This window comes from Streptococcus merionis DSM 19192, assembly GCF_000380085.1.
GTDB classification, from domain to species: Bacteria; Bacillota; Bacilli; order Lactobacillales; family Streptococcaceae; genus Streptococcus; species Streptococcus merionis.
In genome coordinates, this window is sequence record NZ_KB904560.1 from 43047 (window position 1) to 60290 (window position 17244).

Annotated in this window: 13 protein-coding genes, 1 tRNA gene and 1 other RNA gene; 13 read left to right on the plus strand and 2 right to left on the minus strand. The window is 42.9% G+C overall.

Annotated elements, in window-relative coordinates; genetic code table 11:
- The first annotated feature begins 33 nt into the window (after nucleotides 1-33).
- The 5 genes from ssrA (at nucleotide 34) to thiI (ending at nucleotide 6579) form a co-directional block, all read left to right on the plus strand.
- Nucleotides 34-381, plus strand: a transfer-messenger RNA (tmRNA) gene (gene ssrA / locus A3I5_RS12470).
- Nucleotides 382-611: 230 nt separating this feature from the next.
- Nucleotides 612-3095 (plus strand): bifunctional DnaQ family exonuclease/ATP-dependent helicase, encoded by a 2484-nt coding sequence (locus A3I5_RS11975; RefSeq protein WP_040834872.1) that lies wholly within the window; start codon nucleotides 612-614, stop codon nucleotides 3093-3095.
- A 75-nt stretch (nucleotides 3096-3170) separates the two neighbouring features.
- On the plus strand, nucleotides 3171-3926 hold the full coding sequence (locus A3I5_RS0110705) for an SDR family oxidoreductase (RefSeq protein ID WP_018374606.1): 756 nt from the start codon (nucleotides 3171-3173) through the stop codon (nucleotides 3924-3926).
- A 283-nt stretch (nucleotides 3927-4209) separates the two neighbouring features.
- Complete coding sequence (locus tag A3I5_RS0110715) at nucleotides 4210-5352, plus strand: cysteine desulfurase family protein (protein ID WP_018374608.1); 1143 nt, start codon at nucleotides 4210-4212, stop codon at nucleotides 5350-5352.
- A gap of 12 nt (nucleotides 5353-5364) precedes the next feature.
- The gene (gene thiI / locus A3I5_RS0110720) at nucleotides 5365-6579 is read left to right on the plus strand and encodes a tRNA uracil 4-sulfurtransferase ThiI (RefSeq protein WP_018374609.1); all 1215 of its coding nucleotides are present in this window, start codon (nucleotides 5365-5367) and stop codon (nucleotides 6577-6579) included.
- Between the two features lie 274 nt (nucleotides 6580-6853).
- Here the strand turns inward: thiI and plsY are convergent, their stop codons facing one another.
- Nucleotides 6854-7492: a glycerol-3-phosphate 1-O-acyltransferase PlsY gene (gene plsY, locus A3I5_RS0110725; RefSeq protein WP_018374610.1), complete on the minus strand. Its 639-nt coding sequence runs from the start codon at nucleotides 7490-7492 to the stop codon at nucleotides 6854-6856.
- Between the two features lie 104 nt (nucleotides 7493-7596).
- On the opposite strand from plsY, the gene parE reads away from it, so the two are divergent.
- The 7 genes from parE to rpsA all read left to right on the plus strand — a co-directional run bounded on the left by parE (nucleotide 7597) and on the right by rpsA (nucleotide 15976).
- Complete coding sequence (gene parE, locus A3I5_RS0110730) at nucleotides 7597-9546, plus strand: DNA topoisomerase IV subunit B (protein WP_018374611.1); 1950 nt, start codon at nucleotides 7597-7599, stop codon at nucleotides 9544-9546.
- Nucleotides 9547-9555: 9 nt separating this feature from the next.
- Nucleotides 9556-9969 carry a YkvA family protein gene (locus A3I5_RS0110735; RefSeq protein WP_018374612.1) on the plus strand — a complete coding sequence of 138 codons (414 nt, stop codon included), beginning with the start codon at nucleotides 9556-9558 and terminating at the stop codon, nucleotides 9967-9969.
- 438 nt (nucleotides 9970-10407) lie between these two features.
- Nucleotides 10408-12864: a DNA topoisomerase IV subunit A gene (parC, locus tag A3I5_RS0110740; RefSeq protein ID WP_026217043.1), complete on the plus strand. Its 2457-nt coding sequence runs from the start codon at nucleotides 10408-10410 to the stop codon at nucleotides 12862-12864.
- Nucleotides 12865-13103: 239 nt separating this feature from the next.
- Complete coding sequence (locus A3I5_RS0110745) at nucleotides 13104-14132, plus strand: branched-chain amino acid aminotransferase (RefSeq protein ID WP_018374614.1); 1029 nt, start codon at nucleotides 13104-13106, stop codon at nucleotides 14130-14132.
- A 61-nt stretch (nucleotides 14133-14193) separates the two neighbouring features.
- Nucleotides 14194-14427: a DUF2969 domain-containing protein gene (locus A3I5_RS0110750; RefSeq protein ID WP_018374615.1), complete on the plus strand. Its 234-nt coding sequence runs from the start codon at nucleotides 14194-14196 to the stop codon at nucleotides 14425-14427.
- Nucleotides 14428-14581: 154 nt separating this feature from the next.
- A tRNA-Gln gene (locus A3I5_RS0110755) sits at nucleotides 14582-14653 on the plus strand.
- A gap of 123 nt (nucleotides 14654-14776) precedes the next feature.
- Nucleotides 14777-15976, plus strand: a complete 1200-nt coding sequence (rpsA, locus tag A3I5_RS0110760) for a 30S ribosomal protein S1 (RefSeq protein WP_018374616.1) — start codon at nucleotides 14777-14779, stop codon at nucleotides 15974-15976.
- Nucleotides 15977-16139: 163 nt separating this feature from the next.
- On the opposite strand, the gene A3I5_RS0110770 is transcribed toward rpsA, so the two are convergent.
- Nucleotides 16140-16322 (minus strand): 4-oxalocrotonate tautomerase, encoded by a 183-nt coding sequence (locus A3I5_RS0110770; protein ID WP_018374618.1) that lies wholly within the window; start codon nucleotides 16320-16322, stop codon nucleotides 16140-16142.
- 322 nt (nucleotides 16323-16644) lie between these two features.
- Between A3I5_RS0110770 and A3I5_RS0110775 the strand changes: the two genes are divergently transcribed.
- Complete coding sequence (locus A3I5_RS0110775; protein ID WP_018374619.1) at nucleotides 16645-17238, plus strand: thymidine kinase; 594 nt, start codon at nucleotides 16645-16647, stop codon at nucleotides 17236-17238.
- Nucleotides 17239-17244 lie beyond the last annotated feature (6 nt).

Consider the following 17244-nt stretch of genomic DNA (forward strand, 5'->3'; position numbering starts at 1 on the left):
CTGTTATTTGATATAATGAGAACATCTCATTTTGGGGTCGTTACGGATTCGACAGGCATTATGAGGCATGTTCTGCAACTCGTGTGGCGACGTAAACGCTCAGTTAAATATAACTGCAAAAAATACAAACTCTTACGCTTTAGCAGCTTAATAACCTGCGGGCGTGACCAAGGGCTGTTTGCTTACGGCAGCCTAAGGTCTTAAAAATAGTAAGCTGGTGTCTGGAGGGTGTCTCACCTCAGGTCACGAGATCTTGAGACTCGCCAATGCTAGGCTTGAACCTTGTGTCGAGCCTTGGTTAAACGAATACAAGGTCTATGGTTGTAGACGAATATGTTGGCAGGTGTTTGGACGTGGGTTCGACTCCCACCGGCTCCATATTGACTTCCGATAGTTTCGGTTAGTTTCATTTAACGTTGATTTATCAGCGTTTTTCTTATGGCTTCAAGTCTTAAAAATATCAAGTTGACGAAAGCATCGTTTCCTTTGCTTGTTACGACTAATTTTTGCTATTTCAGAATAAGTAAGTGAAGGTTTTTGTCATAACTTTATCTTGAAGCGTGATGGATTTTTTAAACTTAGTTCCGCGCTTATGATATAATGGGAACACTATGGTACAAGAAATAAGAACGAAGAAGTATGCCATCGTGGATTTGGAGGCGACATCTGCTGGTGTTGATGCGCAGATTATTCAAGTAGGGATTGTCCTAGTTCAAGATGGCCGTATTCTTCAAACCTATGAAACGGATGTCAATCCGCATGAAAAGTTGACGCCGCACATCAAACAACTAACAGGAATTACCGATTCTCAATTGGCAAAGGCGCCTGACTTTTCGCAGGTGGCGCGTGAGATTTATGAATTGCTCAAAGATGCTGTTTTTGTTGCGCACAATGTCAAGTTTGACGCTAATTTATTAGCTGAAAGCCTCTTTCTTGAAGGATTTGAGTTGCGAACGCCGCGCGTGGACACGGTCGAACTCAGCCAAGTTTTCTTTCCGACCTTAGATCGCTACAACTTAGGCTATCTGGCAGAGGAGTTGGAACTGAACTTGACAGCGGCTCATACTGCGATTGCAGATGCGATGGCGACTGCGCAGCTTTTTCTAAAAATTCAGGAAAAGATCCTCAGTCTTCCTCAAGTGACTCTGGCAAAGATTAACCAATACGCAGACCATCTCGTCTATGAGTCCTCCCAAGTCATTACCGAGCTACTGCCTTATGCGCCAGTGAAGCTGGATGAAAATCTGGAGCGAATCATGGATCTTGTCCTGCGTAAACCAACTTATTATGCCAAGGCCCGTCACTTAGCCAAAGAATTTGAGCATAATTTGGCCCTATTAGATTTAGAGAATCGTCCTCAGCAAGCTGAGTTTGCTAATTTGGTGAGCGAACATTTGACCGATACTCAGGTCAATTTTATCCAAGGCCAAGCAGGTATCGGTAAGACCTACGGTTATCTTCTGCCTATTTTGGCGCAAGATCCTCAGAAAAAGGTCGTTATTGCCACACCGACCAAGATTCTTCAAGATCAAATGTTGCAAACCGAGGTGCGTCAATTAGGAAAAGTATTCCACATTAATTGCCATAGCCTTAAAGGTTATGAGAACTACATCAAGCTGGATCGCTTTTGGGCGACTTTGGAGCGTGAGGACGACAATCGTCTGGTCAATCGTTACAAAATGCTTGTCCTCGTCTGGCTGACAGAAACAGAGACGGGGGATTTAGATGAGATCAAGCAGAAAAATGGCTACGCTTCTTATTTTGATGAGCTTCGTCATGATGGTCAAAATTTGAAAACAAGTCTGTTTCGGGATGTGGATTTTTGGCAGCGTAGCTATGACCTAGCGCAAGTCAGTCAAGTCATTATTACCAATCAGGCCTACCTTTTGACAAGAATAGTCGATGATAAGAGCTTTTTAGAGGATGCCATTCTGATTGTTGATGAGGCGCAGAAAATGCCATCACAGCTGGAGAATTTCTCACGTAGGCGAGCGCGTTTGACTAGTTTAGTCAGTGATGTGGAAGTTCTCTATCGTCAGAGTCCTGATCTTTTGACTAGACGCATTTTAGAGAATACTTCTTTTCATCTGGAGCAGTTGGCAGATCTTGTCGGTAAGTCTGGACGACAGGCTCAGATTGACCGCAGCATTTTGCAACTGCGGCAGGATTTACAGGAAATTGGTTCGCATCATCTGCCTCGTCTGGCAGAAGTTTTGGCGCCACAGTTTGACGATTTCTGGCTGACTCAGGAGTCTACAGAGGAGAAGCGGATTCGTTTTCTTAACGCTGCTAGCCTTGATTTTCTCTTTTTTAAGGACTTGATACCAACTTCAACGAAGGTGTTTTGTATCAGTGCAACTTTAACCATCAGCCGACGGGTCAATCTAGCTCAGTTGCTTGGTTACACTGAGGAGGATGTCACCTTTGATCAGATGCCTCAGTCCAAGCAAGAGCATCAGAAAGTCTGGATCTTGTCAGATATACCTGAACTTCAGGAATTGACGCCTCAGCGTTATGCTAATCTCATCACTCAGGAGATTGTTCGACTCAGTCGTCTTGGAAGACCGACCTTGGTTTTATTTAATGCCAACCAGAATTTGCAGGCTGTTTCGACGCTTTTGAATGAAAATGGGATCAATCACCTAGCCCAGCATGGTCACGGAACAGCTGCTAATATTCGGAAGCGGTTTGAGCGGGGTGAATCCAAGATTCTGCTAGGTTCTGGAGCGTTTTGGGAAGGTGTTGACTTTGCCAATCAGGACCAGATGCTTGTCCTTGTGACCCGCTTGCCTTTTGATAATCCTCAGGATAAATTTGTCCAGAAGATTAATCGTTATTTAAGAGAGTCTGGTCGTAGACCTTTTGAGGATTACCATCTACCCTTGACTATCCTCAAGCTCAAACAGGCTATCGGTCGTACTAGTCGAAAACCGCTTCAAAGCTCTGCTATTGTCCTTTTGGATAACCGCATCCTGACTAAAAACTATGGCAAGGCCTTCCGAGACATGCTGGAGACTGTTTGTGAGGTGGAAGCCATTAGGACGAAAGATGTGGTTCAAGGTATTCAAGAGCATTTTAAAATTGAGGAAAAGTAGAATTTACTTTTTTCTTTCTTAATTGTATAATAAAGATGACAACGCTTACTTTTACTTTGTGATGAGGAGGTTTTTATGTTTCGGTTAAATGGTCAAGTTGCAGTGGTGACTGGTGGTGCAAAAGGTATCGGGAAAGGGATTGTCTCAGCCTTACTTAAGCAAGAGGCTCAGGTGATTGTACTAGATAAAGATGTGGTGGCAGGCCAAGCTTTGGCTGAGCAGCTACCAATTACTTTTTTAGAGCTTGATGTTACTCAGGCTAAGCAAATATCCTGCGTTTTCTCTGAGATAATAGACAAGTTTGGACGCATTGATATTTTGGCGTCAAATGTTGGAATCTTTCCTCAAAAATCATTAGAAGAGATGACAGAAGAGGACTGGGATTTTATCCAATCAGTCAATCTCAAAGGAACTTTTCTAATTGTCAAAGAAGCTTTAAAATATATGAAAAATCAAGGCTATGGACGCGTTGTATTGACCTCGTCAATTACAGGACCTATTACAGGCTTTCCGGGCTGGTCGCACTACTGTGCTACTAAGGCAGGTCAGTTAGGTTTTATGCGGAGCATTGCCTTAGAATATGCTAAGTTTGGCATTACAGTTAATGCTGTTCAACCTGGCAATATTTTGACGGAAGGCTTGCTAGAGCAAGGCGAAGACTATCTTAATCAAATGAAGGCAACTATACCGACTCATAGTTTGGGAGAGCCTATTGATATTGGTGCTGCTGTTGCCTTTTTAGTCAGTCCAGAGGCACGTTTTATTACTGGTCAATCCCTTGTGGTTGATGGAGGACAAATTCTGCCAGAGTCGCTAGACGCCATTTTATAAATCATTTAAACCAATTGAAACATTTAAAATATAAATGCAGTAGCTGATTGATTTTTAGTTACGAAAGTAGGACAAAAGAACTTATCTTGCTCAAGTGGGTCAGTTATCATCCTTTGAGCCCAGTTTGAATAACAAGCTTGATCAACCTTGCGGGAGCAGAGCTACAAAATCGTTTTGATTTTGTCTCGCTCCTTTTTGTCCCTCGTTTTGGATTAAATGGTATTCTTGTGCTATAATTTGAAGATATGGCAATTCTACCTCGAAGATTAGAAAGACAGAAATCATGATTTATCTTGACAATAGTGCAACAACCCAGCCTTATCCTGAGGTTTTACACACTTACAAAGAAGTGTCTGAAAAAATCTGGGGAAATCCTAGCTCTCTTCATCGTTTGGGAACGCAGGCAACACGGATTTTAGACGCGTCACGCAAGCAAATTGCTGATCTATTAGGGAAGTCGCCCGAGGAGATTTTCTTCACATCGGGCGGTACTGAAGGGGATAATTGGGTCATCAAGGGTGTAGCTTTTGAAAAACAAGCCTTTGGCAAGCACATCATCGTGTCAGCTATCGAGCACCCCGCAGTCAAAGAGTCCGCTCTTTGGCTTAAAACTCAAGGATTTGAGGTGGATTTGGCGCCAGTGACTAAAGACGGATTTGTGGATCTAGAGGCTTTGGAGAAGCTTATCAGATCCGATACGATTTTGGTATCGATCATGGCTGTCAATAATGAAATCGGTGCCATTCAGCCGATTCCGCAAATTTCAAAACTTCTGGAAGATCGACCGACCATTTCCTTTCATGTTGATGCTGTCCAAGCTGTTGGGAAGATTCCAACGGAAATGTATTTGACCCCTCGAGTGGATTTTGCGACCTTTTCTAGTCACAAATTCCATGGTCCAAGAGGCGTTGGCTTTATCTACAAAAAAGCCAGCAAAAGGCTAACTCCACTTTTAACAGGTGGTGGTCAAGAGCAGGATTTGCGATCAACGACAGAAAATGTTGCTGGCATTGCAGCGACAGCCAAGGCGCTTCGCATGACAATGGAGCGATTTGAGGTGGTCAATAATCGTCAAAAAGCCATGAAGCAAGTTATTTTAAAGGCGTTAGCGACCTATCCCGACATCACAGTCTTCTCAGGTCAGGAGAATTTTACAGATAGTATTATTACCTTTGGTCTCAAAAATGTACGTGGTGAAGTTGTTGTTCATGCTTTTGAAAGTCATGAGATTTACATTTCGACGACCTCTGCTTGTTCCTCTAAAGCAGGCAAGCCTGCTGGAACCTTGCTTGCCATGGGAGTGCCACAAAAATTGGCTCAAACCGCTGTGCGAGTCAGTCTAGGAGATGACACGGATATGAGCCAGATTGAGCATTTTTTGACCATTTTAGGGCAGATTGATCACCAAACACAGAAAATCAGATAAGAAAGTAAAACCATGCAATACTCAGAAATTTTAATCCGTTATGGCGAACTCTCAACCAAGGGTAAAAACCGCATGCGGTTTATTGGAAAACTTAGACGCAATGTCGCAGATGTTTTAACGATTTTTCCAGAGGTTACCGTAACAGCCGATCGCGATCGTGGTCATGTTTACCTCAACGGCGCTGATTACAAGGCTGTTTCAGAAGCTTTGTCCAACGTTTTTGGCATTCAAACCTATTCACCGTCTTATAAGGTGGAGAAGTCCGTACCGGCCTTGAAGAAGGCTGTTCAGACGATCATGAAGACTGTTTACCAGCCAGGGATGACCTTTAAAGTCGTGACTAAGCGCAGCGATCACAGCTTTGAATTGGATTCCGTCGAACTTAACCATACGCTAGGTGCAGCTGTTTTTGAGGTCATTCCTGAGATTCAGGTGCAAATGAAAGGAGCGGATGTTGTACTTCGTGTGGAAATCCGTACAGATGCGGCTTATATCTCCCACGAAACCCTTCGAGGAGCTGGTGGCCTGCCTGTCGGAACTTCTGGTAAAGGCATGCTCATGCTCTCTGGTGGAATTGACTCTCCAGTGGCGGGCTATCTAGCTCTCAAACGTGGGGTGGATATTGAAGCGGTTCATTTCGCTAGCCCTCCTTATACCAGTCCAGGTGCGCTCAAGAAAGCTCATGATTTGACCCGCAAATTGACTAAATTTGGTGGGAATATTCAGTTTATCGAAGTGCCCTTTACGGAAATTCAGGAGGAAATCAAGGAAAAGGCTCCAGAAGCTTATCTGATGACCCTGACCCGCCGTTTTATGATGCGGATTACAGATGCTATCCGTGAAAAACGCGACGGTATGGTGATTATAAATGGTGAAAGTCTTGGACAGGTAGCGAGCCAGACCTTGGAGTCTATGCAGGCTATCAATGCCGTAACCAGCACGCCTGTCATTCGTCCTGTAGTGACCATGGACAAGTTGGAAATTATTGATTTGGCTGAGAAAATAGATACCTTTGAGATTTCAATTCAGCCTTTCGAGGACTGTTGTACGATTTTTGCACCTGATCGGCCCAAGACGAATCCTAAGCTAAAAAATGTAGAGCAGTATGAAGCACGCTTGGATGTTGAGGGGCTTGTTAAGCGAGCAGTAGCAGGTATTGTGGTTACAGAGATTACTCCTGAAGCAGAAGTGGATCAGGTTTCTGAACTGATTGATGAGCTGCTGTAGCAATAGACTTATTCCGAAACGCGATATTTATTGAGAAATCCTATCCTCAAAGCAAATCAAGAGTAGCAAGAATCCGATTTTAGAAAATGGAGTCCATTAAAACGAACTGACGATGACTTTTTTTGAATTTCAAAAAGTGCTTCTACTCAAGCTGCTCAAGAAAACTCTTGTTCGGAGTTATGTAGTCTCTGAATTATTCTAACGGTCAAATGGCATCAAAAAACACTGTGCTCAATTGGTGACACAGTGTTTTAACGTGATGTAAAATTGAAAGTTACTTAACATGAGGTTTCTGATTGGTTATATTCAGTCCCCAAGGAATCAAATTTTCCCGTTTTTGCCGAATGCGCTGAGTATTTTCCCGATGGCGGACAATGACAATGCTGGCGACAACAAGTACCACTACGGTAAGCACCCAATCCTTGGGTAGCAGAATGCCCAGTTGAGGAAGGATAAGGACAGATACAATAGCTGTCACAGCTGCTACCACGCTAGAATAGGAAATCATAGATGTCAGGTAAAGCGTTCCTGCAAAAACCGCAATGAGCAAGAGACAATAGATTGGAATAAAACCAAAGAGCATACCAGCGCTGGTCGCTACAGCCTTCCCGCCTTTGAACTGCGCAAAAATCGGAAAAGTGTGCCCGATGACGGCTAGCATTCCAAAAATCAATGGAGACAGCTCGGTCACTCCAAACCAGATAGGAAGCAGCGTTGCCAAAGTTCCTTTGAAAAAATCGAGCAAGAAGACGATAATACCGGCTTTTTTGCCCAAAATCCGAAAGGTATTGGTAGTTCCGGTATTTCCTGAGCCATAGTCGCGTAAATTAACCTTAAAAAAGATTTGGCCGATCCAAAGGCCAGAAGGTATCGAACCTAGCAAATAGGCTATAATTAAGAGTAAAATAGTCATAAGGTGATTATAACATAGAACTTGAGGGATTAACTAGTGAAAACTTTTGCATTTTCTGGAAAAAATCGGTAAGATAGTACAGATGATAATTCTGGAGGGAAGCCTTGGCTAAGAAAGAGATTAATGTAAATAATTATAATGACGATGCCATTCAGGTTTTAGAGGGTCTGGATGCCGTCCGTAAGCGTCCTGGTATGTATATCGGGTCAACCGATGGCACCGGTCTTCATCACCTGGTTTGGGAAATTGTTGACAATGCGGTTGATGAAGCCCTATCAGGCTTTGGTGATCGCATTGATGTGATGATCAATAAGGACGGTTCTCTGACCGTCACTGACCACGGGCGGGGGATGCCGACAGGTCTTCATGCGATGGGGATTCCTACGGTTGAGGTTATTTTTACCGTGCTTCACGCAGGCGGAAAATTCGGTCAAGGTGGCTATAAGACTTCTGGTGGTCTCCACGGGGTTGGCTCTTCGGTGGTCAATGCCCTGTCTAGCTGGTTGGAAGTTGAAATCACAAGGGATGGCCATGTTTATCGACAACGTTTCGAAGACGGTGGTAAGCCAGTAACGACCTTGAAAAAAATTGGCACGGCTCCTAAGTCGAAATCAGGCACCAAAGTCAGCTTTATGCCTGATAAAACCATTTTCTCAACCACAGATTTTAAGTATAATACCATTGCAGAACGACTGAACGAATCAGCTTTCTTACTAAAAGACGTGACCTTGTCTTTGACCGATGAGCGTATCGGCGAGTCTGTCGAGTTTCATTATGAAAACGGGGTTCAAGATTTTGTGGAGTATCTGAACGAAGATAAGGAAACCTTAACCCCAGTCCTTTATTTTACGGGCGAAGAGTCGAACTTCCAAGTCGAAGTGGCTATGCAGTACAATGATGGCTTCTCAGACAATATCTTATCCTTTGTCAACAATGTCCGCACCAAAGACGGTGGCACACACGAAACAGGATTGAAAACAGCCATCACTAAGGCCATGAACGATTATGCCAGAAAGACAGGACTTTTAAAAGAAAAGGACAAAAATCTGGATGGTTCTGATTATCGTGAGGGCCTGTCTGCTGTTTTGTCAATTCTGGTTCCTGAGGAGCATTTGCAGTTTGAAGGTCAAACCAAGGACAAGTTAGGGTCTCCTTTAGCTCGTCCCATTGTCGATGGGATTGTTTCGGAAAAACTTATCTTTTTCCTAATGGAAAACGGAGAGTTGGCAGCAAACCTTATTCGCAAAGCTATCAAGGCGCGTGATGCCAGAGAAGCTGCCCGCAAGGCTCGCGATGATGCTAGGTCTGGCAAGAAGACTAAGAAAGATAAGGGGCTCTTGTCTGGGAAATTAACGCCAGCACAGTCTAAAAATCCTCAGAAGAACGAACTTTACCTCGTCGAAGGGGATTCTGCCGGTGGATCTGCCAAGCAAGGCCGTGACCGCAAGTTCCAGGCCATCCTTCCCCTACGTGGTAAGGTCCTCAACACTGAGAAAGCCAAGATGACGGATATCCTCAAAAATGAGGAAATCAACACCATGATTTATACGATTGGTGCAGGAGTAGGGGCAGATTTTAGCCTTGATGACATCAACTACGATAAAATTATCATCATGACAGATGCTGATACCGATGGTGCCCATATCCAGACCTTGTTGTTAACGTTCTTTTACCGTTACATGCGACCACTAGTTGAAGCGGGTCATGTTTACATTGCTCTACCGCCGCTTTATAAAATGTCCAAAGGCAAGGGCAAGAATGAGATAATTGAGTATGCCTGGTCTGACGGTGAACTTGATGATCTGCGCCAGCAATTTGGTAAAGGAGCTTTGCTTCAACGCTACAAAGGTCTCGGCGAGATGAATGCTGATCAACTTTGGGAAACAACCATGAATCCAGAAACTCGCACTCTGATTCGCGTAACCATTGATGATTTGGCGCGTGCTGAGCGTCGTGTCTCCGTTCTCATGGGAGATAAGCCCGCGCCGCGCAGACAGTGGATCGAGGACAATGTACGCTTTACATTAGAGGAAAATACAGCATTTTCAAAATAGGAGGATCCTATGCCAAAAACCATTTCAAAGCAAGCAGCCTTTGATGAACTCAAGAAACGCTATGCTAAAGCTGAAAACTTACTCAATGACGATGCTAAGGTTGAAACATTTTTAACCAAATTAGAACGAAAAATCAAATGGATTCCCTTTATCAGTAAGGAATTAAAGTCTGTTCCAACCTTAATTGGCATGTTGAGAAGCTACTGGAAAAAGGACTATACTAAAGTTCCGTTTAAAACGATGGTAGCTATTGTCAGTGCTCTACTTTATTTTCTGTCGCCACTTGATGTCGTTCCAGACTGGATTCCAATCCTTGGCCAATTAGACGATGCTCTTGTCATTGGTACTTGTTGGAAGCTGGTCAATGATGACATTGACGCCTATCGGAAATGGAAGGCAAAGCAAGGTAAAGCAAAGCATTAGAAACCATCGTGTTATCAAAGGTAGAAGGCTTAATTAGCTTTCATCAAAATGATTATTTGATGAAAGCTACCAACTCCATTTTAAACGCTATTTTTGTGGTGAGAATCATTGTTTAAAAAGAGAGCAATGGAGCTGTGCGACAAGGACTTGTTGGAACATTATCGAGCAATTGCGGATATCTATCGTCATCTACTTTAAAGCCTTAGGAATATAAAGAAAGCAAAGAAGGAATAATTCCTTTAATACCAAGAAACAAAGAAAGGATTGTTCAGCTAGCTCTCCTAACTGAACACGCCCTAAAGAATGTGTCAAAAAGAGACACAGGTGTTTAAATTTTTACAGCTGTGTCTGCTTTAGTGTAAATCGCCTAGAAAATCAGGATTTTCCGTCGATTTTCTATTTTGACTTTGTCTTTTCAACGGGCTTTGTATCTTAATTATGTCAACAATTCAAAACATGTCCCTTGAGGACATCATGGGAGAGCGCTTTGGGCGCTACTCTAAGTATATCATTCAGGAGCGGGCGCTTCCTGACATTCGTGACGGGCTAAAACCCGTTCAGCGTCGTATTCTTTATTCTATGAATAAGGACGGCAATACTCACGACAAAGGCTACCGCAAGTCGGCTAAATCAGTCGGGAATATCATGGGTAACTTTCACCCCCACGGTGACAGTTCTATTTATGATGCCATGGTCCGCATGTCCCAAGATTGGAAAAATCGTGATATTCTTGTTGAAATGCACGGAAATAATGGTTCTATGGACGGAGATCCGCCAGCCGCTATGCGTTACACGGAAGCTCGTCTTTCAGAGATTGCAGGCCACCTTCTTCAGGATATTGACAAAAAAACTGTCCCTTGGGCTTGGAACTTTGACGATACCGAGAAAGAACCAACAGTCTTGCCAGCTGCCTTCCCTAATCTTCTTGTCAATGGAGCAACAGGGATCTCAGCAGGTTATGCGACGGACATTCCACCTCATAACTTGGCAGAAGTCATCGATGCTGTCATTTACATGATTGACCATCCAAAAGCCAAGTTAGACAAGCTCATGGAGTTTTTACCTGGTCCAGATTTTCCGACAGGAGCCATTATTCAAGGGCAAGACGAAATCAAAAAAGCCTATGAAACAGGTAAAGGTCGTATCGTGGTTCGCAGTCGGACGGAGATTGAAAACCTAAAAGGTGGTAAGGAGCAGATCGTTGTCACAGAGATTCCTTACGACATCAACAAGGCAGTTCTGGTCAAGAAAATTGACGATGTCCGTGTCAATAACAAAGTGCCTGGCATCGTGGAAGTCCGCGATGAATCTGACCGAACAGGTCTTCGCATTGCTATCGAGCTAAAAAAAGATGCCGACAGCCAGACAATTCTGAATTACCTGTTCAAATACACGGATTTGCAGGTTAATTACAACTTCAATATGGTAGCCATTGACAATTTCACTCCGCGTCAAGTTGGTCTCCAGAAGATTTTGTCCAGTTACATTGCTCACCGCAAAGATATCATCGTTGCACGTTCTAAATTTGACAAGGCCAAGGCAGAAAAACGCCTTCACATTGTTGAGGGATTGATTCGGGTTATTTCCATTTTGGACGAGGTGATTGCGCTTATTCGTGCCTCGGAGAATAAGGCTGACGCCAAGGAAAATCTTAAAATCAGCTACGATTTCTCTGAGGAGCAGGCAGAAGCCATCGTGACCTTGCAGCTTTATCGTTTGACCAATACCGACATTGTCACTTTGGAAAATGAAGAAGCAGAGCTGCGTGACACAATCCAAACACTGGCTGCTATTATTGGTGATGAAGCGACCATGTTTAATCTCATGAAGCGCGAATTGCGTGAAGTCAAGAAAAAATTTGCGACACCGCGCCGTTCTGAATTGCAAGCAGAAGCAGTAGTGATTGAAATTGATACTGCTAGCCTCATTACTGAGGAAGAAACCTATGTCAGTGTGACGCGTGGTGGTTATATCAAGCGTACTAGTCCACGGTCCTTCTCAGCTTCTCAGTTAGAGGAAATCGGCAAACGAGACGAGGATGATTTGATTTTCTATCAATTAGCTAAGACAACTCAGCACCTCTTGCTTTTCACCGATCTTGGCAATGTCATCTATCGACCGGTTCATGAGTTAGCTGACATCAAGTGGAAAGACATCGGCGAACACCTGAGCCAGAGCATCACAAATTATGATACTGCAGAAAACGTTATTCGTGCAGAAATCGTAGATAGCTTTGATGAGATGACGACATACTTCGCAGTAACTAAATTAGGTCAAATCAAGCGTGTGATTCGAAAGGAATTCACACCGTGGAGAACTTACAAATCTAAATCCGTCAAGTATGCGAAACTCAAAAATACTGATGATCTGATTATCACGGTTGCTCCAATTCAGCTAGATGATGTTCTGTTGATCACGACAAAAGGCTACGCTTTGCGCTTTAATATCGAGGAAGTTCCTGTGGTCGGTGCCAAGGCGGCAGGTGTTAAGGCTATCAATCTCAAGGGTGACGACACTGTAGCAGCAGTCTTGCTTGTCAATACATCGTCATTCTACCTTCTGACGCAACGTGGTAGCCTCAAGCGCATGGCCTTTTCTGATATTCCTGCGACCAGTCGTGCTAATCGTGGTTTGCAAGTCTTGCGGGAGTTGAAAAATAAACCTCATCGTGTATTTGCAGCTGGAAATGTCATGACTGATCAAACGGGAGATCTAAACCTTTTTGTGACAGAAGTGACGGAATCTGATAGTCAGATTTTAGTTATCACTTCAACAACGGGACAGACTGTAGAAGTTGCTCTTGATCATCTTAGTCTATCAGAGCGAACTAGTAACGGTTCCTTTGTCTCAGATACCATCTCTGATCAAGGTGTTTTTGCGGCCAAAATCAAATAATAGACTGGCTCGAAAATCTAAAGCTGAGGCTTCTCAATCGTTTTAAGTAACAGTGACCTGACAATTTAAAACGATAAAAATGGATTTTCGAACAAGTCTCGTGATACCGACATCTCATTCAGCAAGTTTGAGATGTTTTTTTATTCGGAAATTTGGAAATTTGTGCGAAAATTATGAAAATAATTTGCAATCTTTAGTGAAAAGGGTAAAATAGAGTAAAACTAATTGAGGAGGCAGCTATGACAAAAGCATTAGATTGGGAAAATTTAGGATTCAGTTACATGAAATTACCCTATCGTTACTTGGCATATTACAAAGATGGACAATGGCAAAAAGGTGAGTTAACAGAGGATGCGACCCTGCATATTTCTGAGTGTTCTACCAGTTTGCACTATGGTCAGCAAGCATTCGAAGGACTGAAGGCTTATCGAACCAAGGATGGATCGATTCAGCTCTTTCGACCAGATCAGAATGCGAAACGTTTGCAACGTACAGCAGAACGTCTCATGATGGCACCAGTGCCGGAGGATATGTTTATTGATGCTTGTAAGCAAGTGGTTCAGGCCAATCAAGACTATGTTCCACCTTACGGTAGTGGGGGTACTCTCTACATTCGTCCACTTTTACTTGGTATTGGAGATATTATTGGTGTGAAGCCGGCAGATGAATACATTTTTACCGTCTTTGCTATGCCGGTAGGAAATTATTTCAAGGGTGGCTTGCAACCAACGAATTTCCTTATCCAAGATGACTATGACCGTGCGGCTCCTCATGGAACAGGTGCAGCCAAGGTTGGCGGAAACTATGCGGGAAGTTTTGTTCCAGGTCAGTTGGCGAAGGAACGTGGTTTCTCAGATGTTATCTATCTTGACCCTGCTACTCATACCAAGATTGAAGAAGTGGGCTCTGCGAATTTCTTTGGGATTACAGCAGACAACGAATTTATTACCCCACTCAGCCCGTCTATCTTGCCATCTATCACCAAGTATTCCTTGCTTTATTTAGCAGAGCATCGCTTGGGAATGAAGGCGATTGAAGGAGATATTTTCCTAGATGATTTAGATAAATTTGTCGAAGCAGGTGCCTGTGGAACAGCCGCCGTCATCTCACCTATTGGTGGGGTACAACACGGTGATGATCTTCATGTCTTTTACAGTGAAACGGAAGTTGGACCTGTTACCCGTCGTCTCTATGACGAGTTGACTGGCATCCAGTTTGGAGATGTGGAAGCCCCAGATGGCTGGATTGTTAAAGTAGACGAACAATAGATTGCTGGCACTTGCCAGCTTTTTAATTTTCAGGTAAAATGGAAAAAGTGAGGTGACAGACATGAGTAAAAAAGATAAGAAAATTGAAATTCAGTTAGCAGATGCTAAGGTGTTGGTTAGTGGTCAAAGTTATGAAGGCTATGCTTTAACGCTTGGCAAAAAAGAAATTGGACAGGTTGCAGAGTTATCTGATAACCAATTTGCAGTTGTCAAAAATGGAAATGCCGAAATATTTTTCAAGTCTCTTGAAAAAGCAGTAGGAAATATCATCGAAAATTATAATCTAACTCACTAAAATGCTTGTAAAGTCAAGAAAACCATGGTATAATGAATAAGTTAGTGTTAGATATGGTCATTTCAAGTCCTCCTTTGGATTCTGTGATTTGGACTTCTCTCTTCACTAAGATACACAGAAATGTCAGCTTACTGACATTTCCGTAGTAACATTTTGGGGTATAGCCAAGCGGTAAGGCAAGGGACTTTGACTCCCTCATGCGTTGGTTCGAATCCAGCTACCCCAGTCAAGGTATCAGGCTTTGCCTGACGTCGTTTAAAAAGCGTTGTTGTCGTTGCGGGTGCCTTAAATAAAATATATTTTTATCAGTTAGCAATCGGGCTAGCTGATGTTGGAGGTTTTTTTCATAATGAACGAATTTGAAGATTTGTTGAACAGTGTAAGTGAAGTTAACACAGGTGATGTGGTAACTGCAGAAGTTTTGACCGTTGATGACGATCAAGCTAATGTTGTTATCTCTGGCACAGGTGTTGAGGGCGTATTGACACGTCGAGAGTTGACTAGCGATCGCGACACAAGCGTTGCTGACTTGGTTAAACCAGGTGAAACACTTGAAGTTTTGGTGCTTCGCCAAGTTGTTGGCAAAGACACTGACACTGTGACTTATCTTGTTTCTAAGAAACGTTTAGAAGCTCGCAAGGCATGGGACAAGTTGATTGGTCGTGAAGATGAAGTCGTTACAGTTACCGTGACACGTGCGGTCAAAGGTGGCCTTTCAGTTGAGTTTGAAGGACTTCGTGGTTTCATCCCAGCATCAATGATCGACACGCGCTTTACACGTAACACTGAACGTTTTGTAGGTCAAGAGATTGAAGCTAAGATCAAGGAAGTTGACCCAGCTGAAAACCGCTTTATCCTTTCACGTCGTGATGTTGTGGAAGCTCAAGCCGCTGAAGCACGTGCTGAAGTATTTAGCAAACTTGAAGTTGGTTCAATCGTAACTGGTAAGGTTGCTCGTATCACAAGCTTTGGTGCATTTATTGACCTTGGTGGTGTTGACGGTTTGATTCACTTGACAGAATTGTCACATGAGCGCAACGTTTCACCAAAATCAGTTGTAACTGTTGGTGAAGACGTAGAAGTGAAAGTATTGGCTATCGATGAAGAAGCAGGTCGCGTGTCATTGTCTCTTAAAGCAACTACCCCTGGACCATGGGATGGTGTAGAGCAAAAGTTGGCAGCTGGTGATGTGATCGAAGGTAAGGTTAAACGTTTGACTGACTTCGGTGCTTTCGTTGAAGTACTACCAGGTATTGATGGTTTGGTTCACATCTCACAAATTTCACACAAGCGTGTTGAAAATCCAAAAGATGCTTTGTCAGTTGGTCAAGATGTAACTGTCAAAGTTCTTGAAGTGAATGCAGAAAACGAACGTGTTTCGCTTTCTATCAAAGCCTTGGAAGAGCGTCCAGCACAAGCTGAAGGTGAACAATCAGAAAAACGCCAATCACGTCCGCGTCGTCCACGTCGTGAAAAACGTGACTACGAATTGCCAGAAACACAAACAGGTTTCTCAATGGCAGACTTGTTCGGCGATATTGAATTGTAATATAGACAGAAGGAGTTGGTTTTCCAGCTCCTTTTTTGTACACAAAAAAAGGCCATTAAGGCCTCTATTGCGATTGCCCGAGAAACTTTTTTGTCTGAGCATGAGACGGATATAAAGCAAGGCAGCCCCTTTCTTAGTTAGTAAGAGTTTCTCCCACTCTTGTTTACTTCCGTTTCATTTCACCGTGTGGGAAATAGGTCCCTTCCATCAGATCATTGATGAAGACATGGACAGCTTCACGGTTTGCGCCAGTATGTTTCATGACAACCTCCGTTATTTCCTTGGCAAGTGCAATCTTTTGTTCGTCTGTGCGGCCTTCGAAAAGGTCAATTTTAACAAATGGCATCATAAACTCCTTTTTCTTTTGTAGAACTATTCTAACTTAAAAGTGAGAAAATTACCATTGCAGAAAGAGTTTTCACACGACAGACACATGAAGGACATCAATTATTGAAAATGGCAAAATAATGCTTGGGGGATTTTGAACTCATATTTCTTTTGTCATTTCAAAATACTTTCGATTGCTTCTGAAAAACTAGGAGAAGATGTCTGCATGCGCTTGTCTTGGCTTCTTCATATATACATTTTCATTCTTTATCAAGGATGCGAAATTTTTCATTTTATGATACAATAAAGAGTAAATTTTTGGATAAGAGGATTTTAGTGAGATGGCACAATTATATTACAAGTATGGGACAATGAATTCTGGTAAGACCATCGAGATTTTAAAGGTTGCCTACAATTATGAGGAGCAAGGGAAGTCTGTTGTTCTGATGACTTCGGCCATTGATACGCGTGATGGATTCGGAGTTGTCTCTTCACGTATTGGCATGAAGCGGGATGCGATTGCTATTGACGATGAGATGAATATTTATGATTTTGTCAATGCTCTTTCTCCAAAACCATATTGTGTCCTAGTTGATGAAGCTCATTTCTTGTCGCGGAAATCCGTGTATGAACTGGCTCAGATTGTGGATGAATTAAACATCCCTGTCATGGCATTTGGCCTTAAAAATGATTTTCAAAACCATCTATTTGAAGGTTCAGAGCAATTGCTACTGCTAGCAGATAAGATTGATGAAATCAAGACAATTTGCTACTTTTGTAAAAAGAAAGCAACCATGGTACTTCGTACAGAAAATGGCAAGCCTGTCTATGAAGGCGCTCAGATCCAAATTGGTGGTAATGAGAGTTATACGTCGGTTTGTCGCAAACACTATTTCCATCCAGAATTTGGCAAAATGGATATTAATAAGTCATAGGAGTGT

Excerpts from the sequence above, each read along its gene's own strand:
- A3I5_RS11975 (WP_040834872.1), top strand. The coding sequence starts at position 612 with ATGGTACAAGAAATAAGAACGAAGAAGTATGCCATCGTGGATTTGGAG.
- A3I5_RS0110705 (WP_018374606.1), top strand. The coding sequence starts at position 3,171 with ATGTTTCGGTTAAATGGTCAAGTTGCAGTGGTGACTGGTGGTGCAAAA.
- A3I5_RS0110715 (WP_018374608.1), top strand. The coding sequence starts at position 4,210 with ATGATTTATCTTGACAATAGTGCAACAACCCAGCCTTATCCTGAGGTT.
- thiI (WP_018374609.1), top strand. The coding sequence starts at position 5,365 with ATGCAATACTCAGAAATTTTAATCCGTTATGGCGAACTCTCAACCAAG.
- plsY (WP_018374610.1), bottom strand. The coding sequence starts at position 7,492 with ATGACTATTTTACTCTTAATTATAGCCTATTTGCTAGGTTCGATACCT.
- A3I5_RS0110735 (WP_018374612.1), top strand. The coding sequence starts at position 9,556 with ATGCCAAAAACCATTTCAAAGCAAGCAGCCTTTGATGAACTCAAGAAA.
- parC (WP_026217043.1), top strand. The coding sequence starts at position 10,408 with ATGTCAACAATTCAAAACATGTCCCTTGAGGACATCATGGGAGAGCGC.
- A3I5_RS0110745 (WP_018374614.1), top strand. The coding sequence starts at position 13,104 with ATGACAAAAGCATTAGATTGGGAAAATTTAGGATTCAGTTACATGAAA.
- A3I5_RS0110750 (WP_018374615.1), top strand. The coding sequence starts at position 14,194 with ATGAGTAAAAAAGATAAGAAAATTGAAATTCAGTTAGCAGATGCTAAG.
- rpsA (WP_018374616.1), top strand. The coding sequence starts at position 14,777 with ATGAACGAATTTGAAGATTTGTTGAACAGTGTAAGTGAAGTTAACACA.
- A3I5_RS0110770 (WP_018374618.1), bottom strand. The coding sequence starts at position 16,322 with ATGCCATTTGTTAAAATTGACCTTTTCGAAGGCCGCACAGACGAACAA.
- A3I5_RS0110775 (WP_018374619.1), top strand. The coding sequence starts at position 16,645 with ATGGCACAATTATATTACAAGTATGGGACAATGAATTCTGGTAAGACC.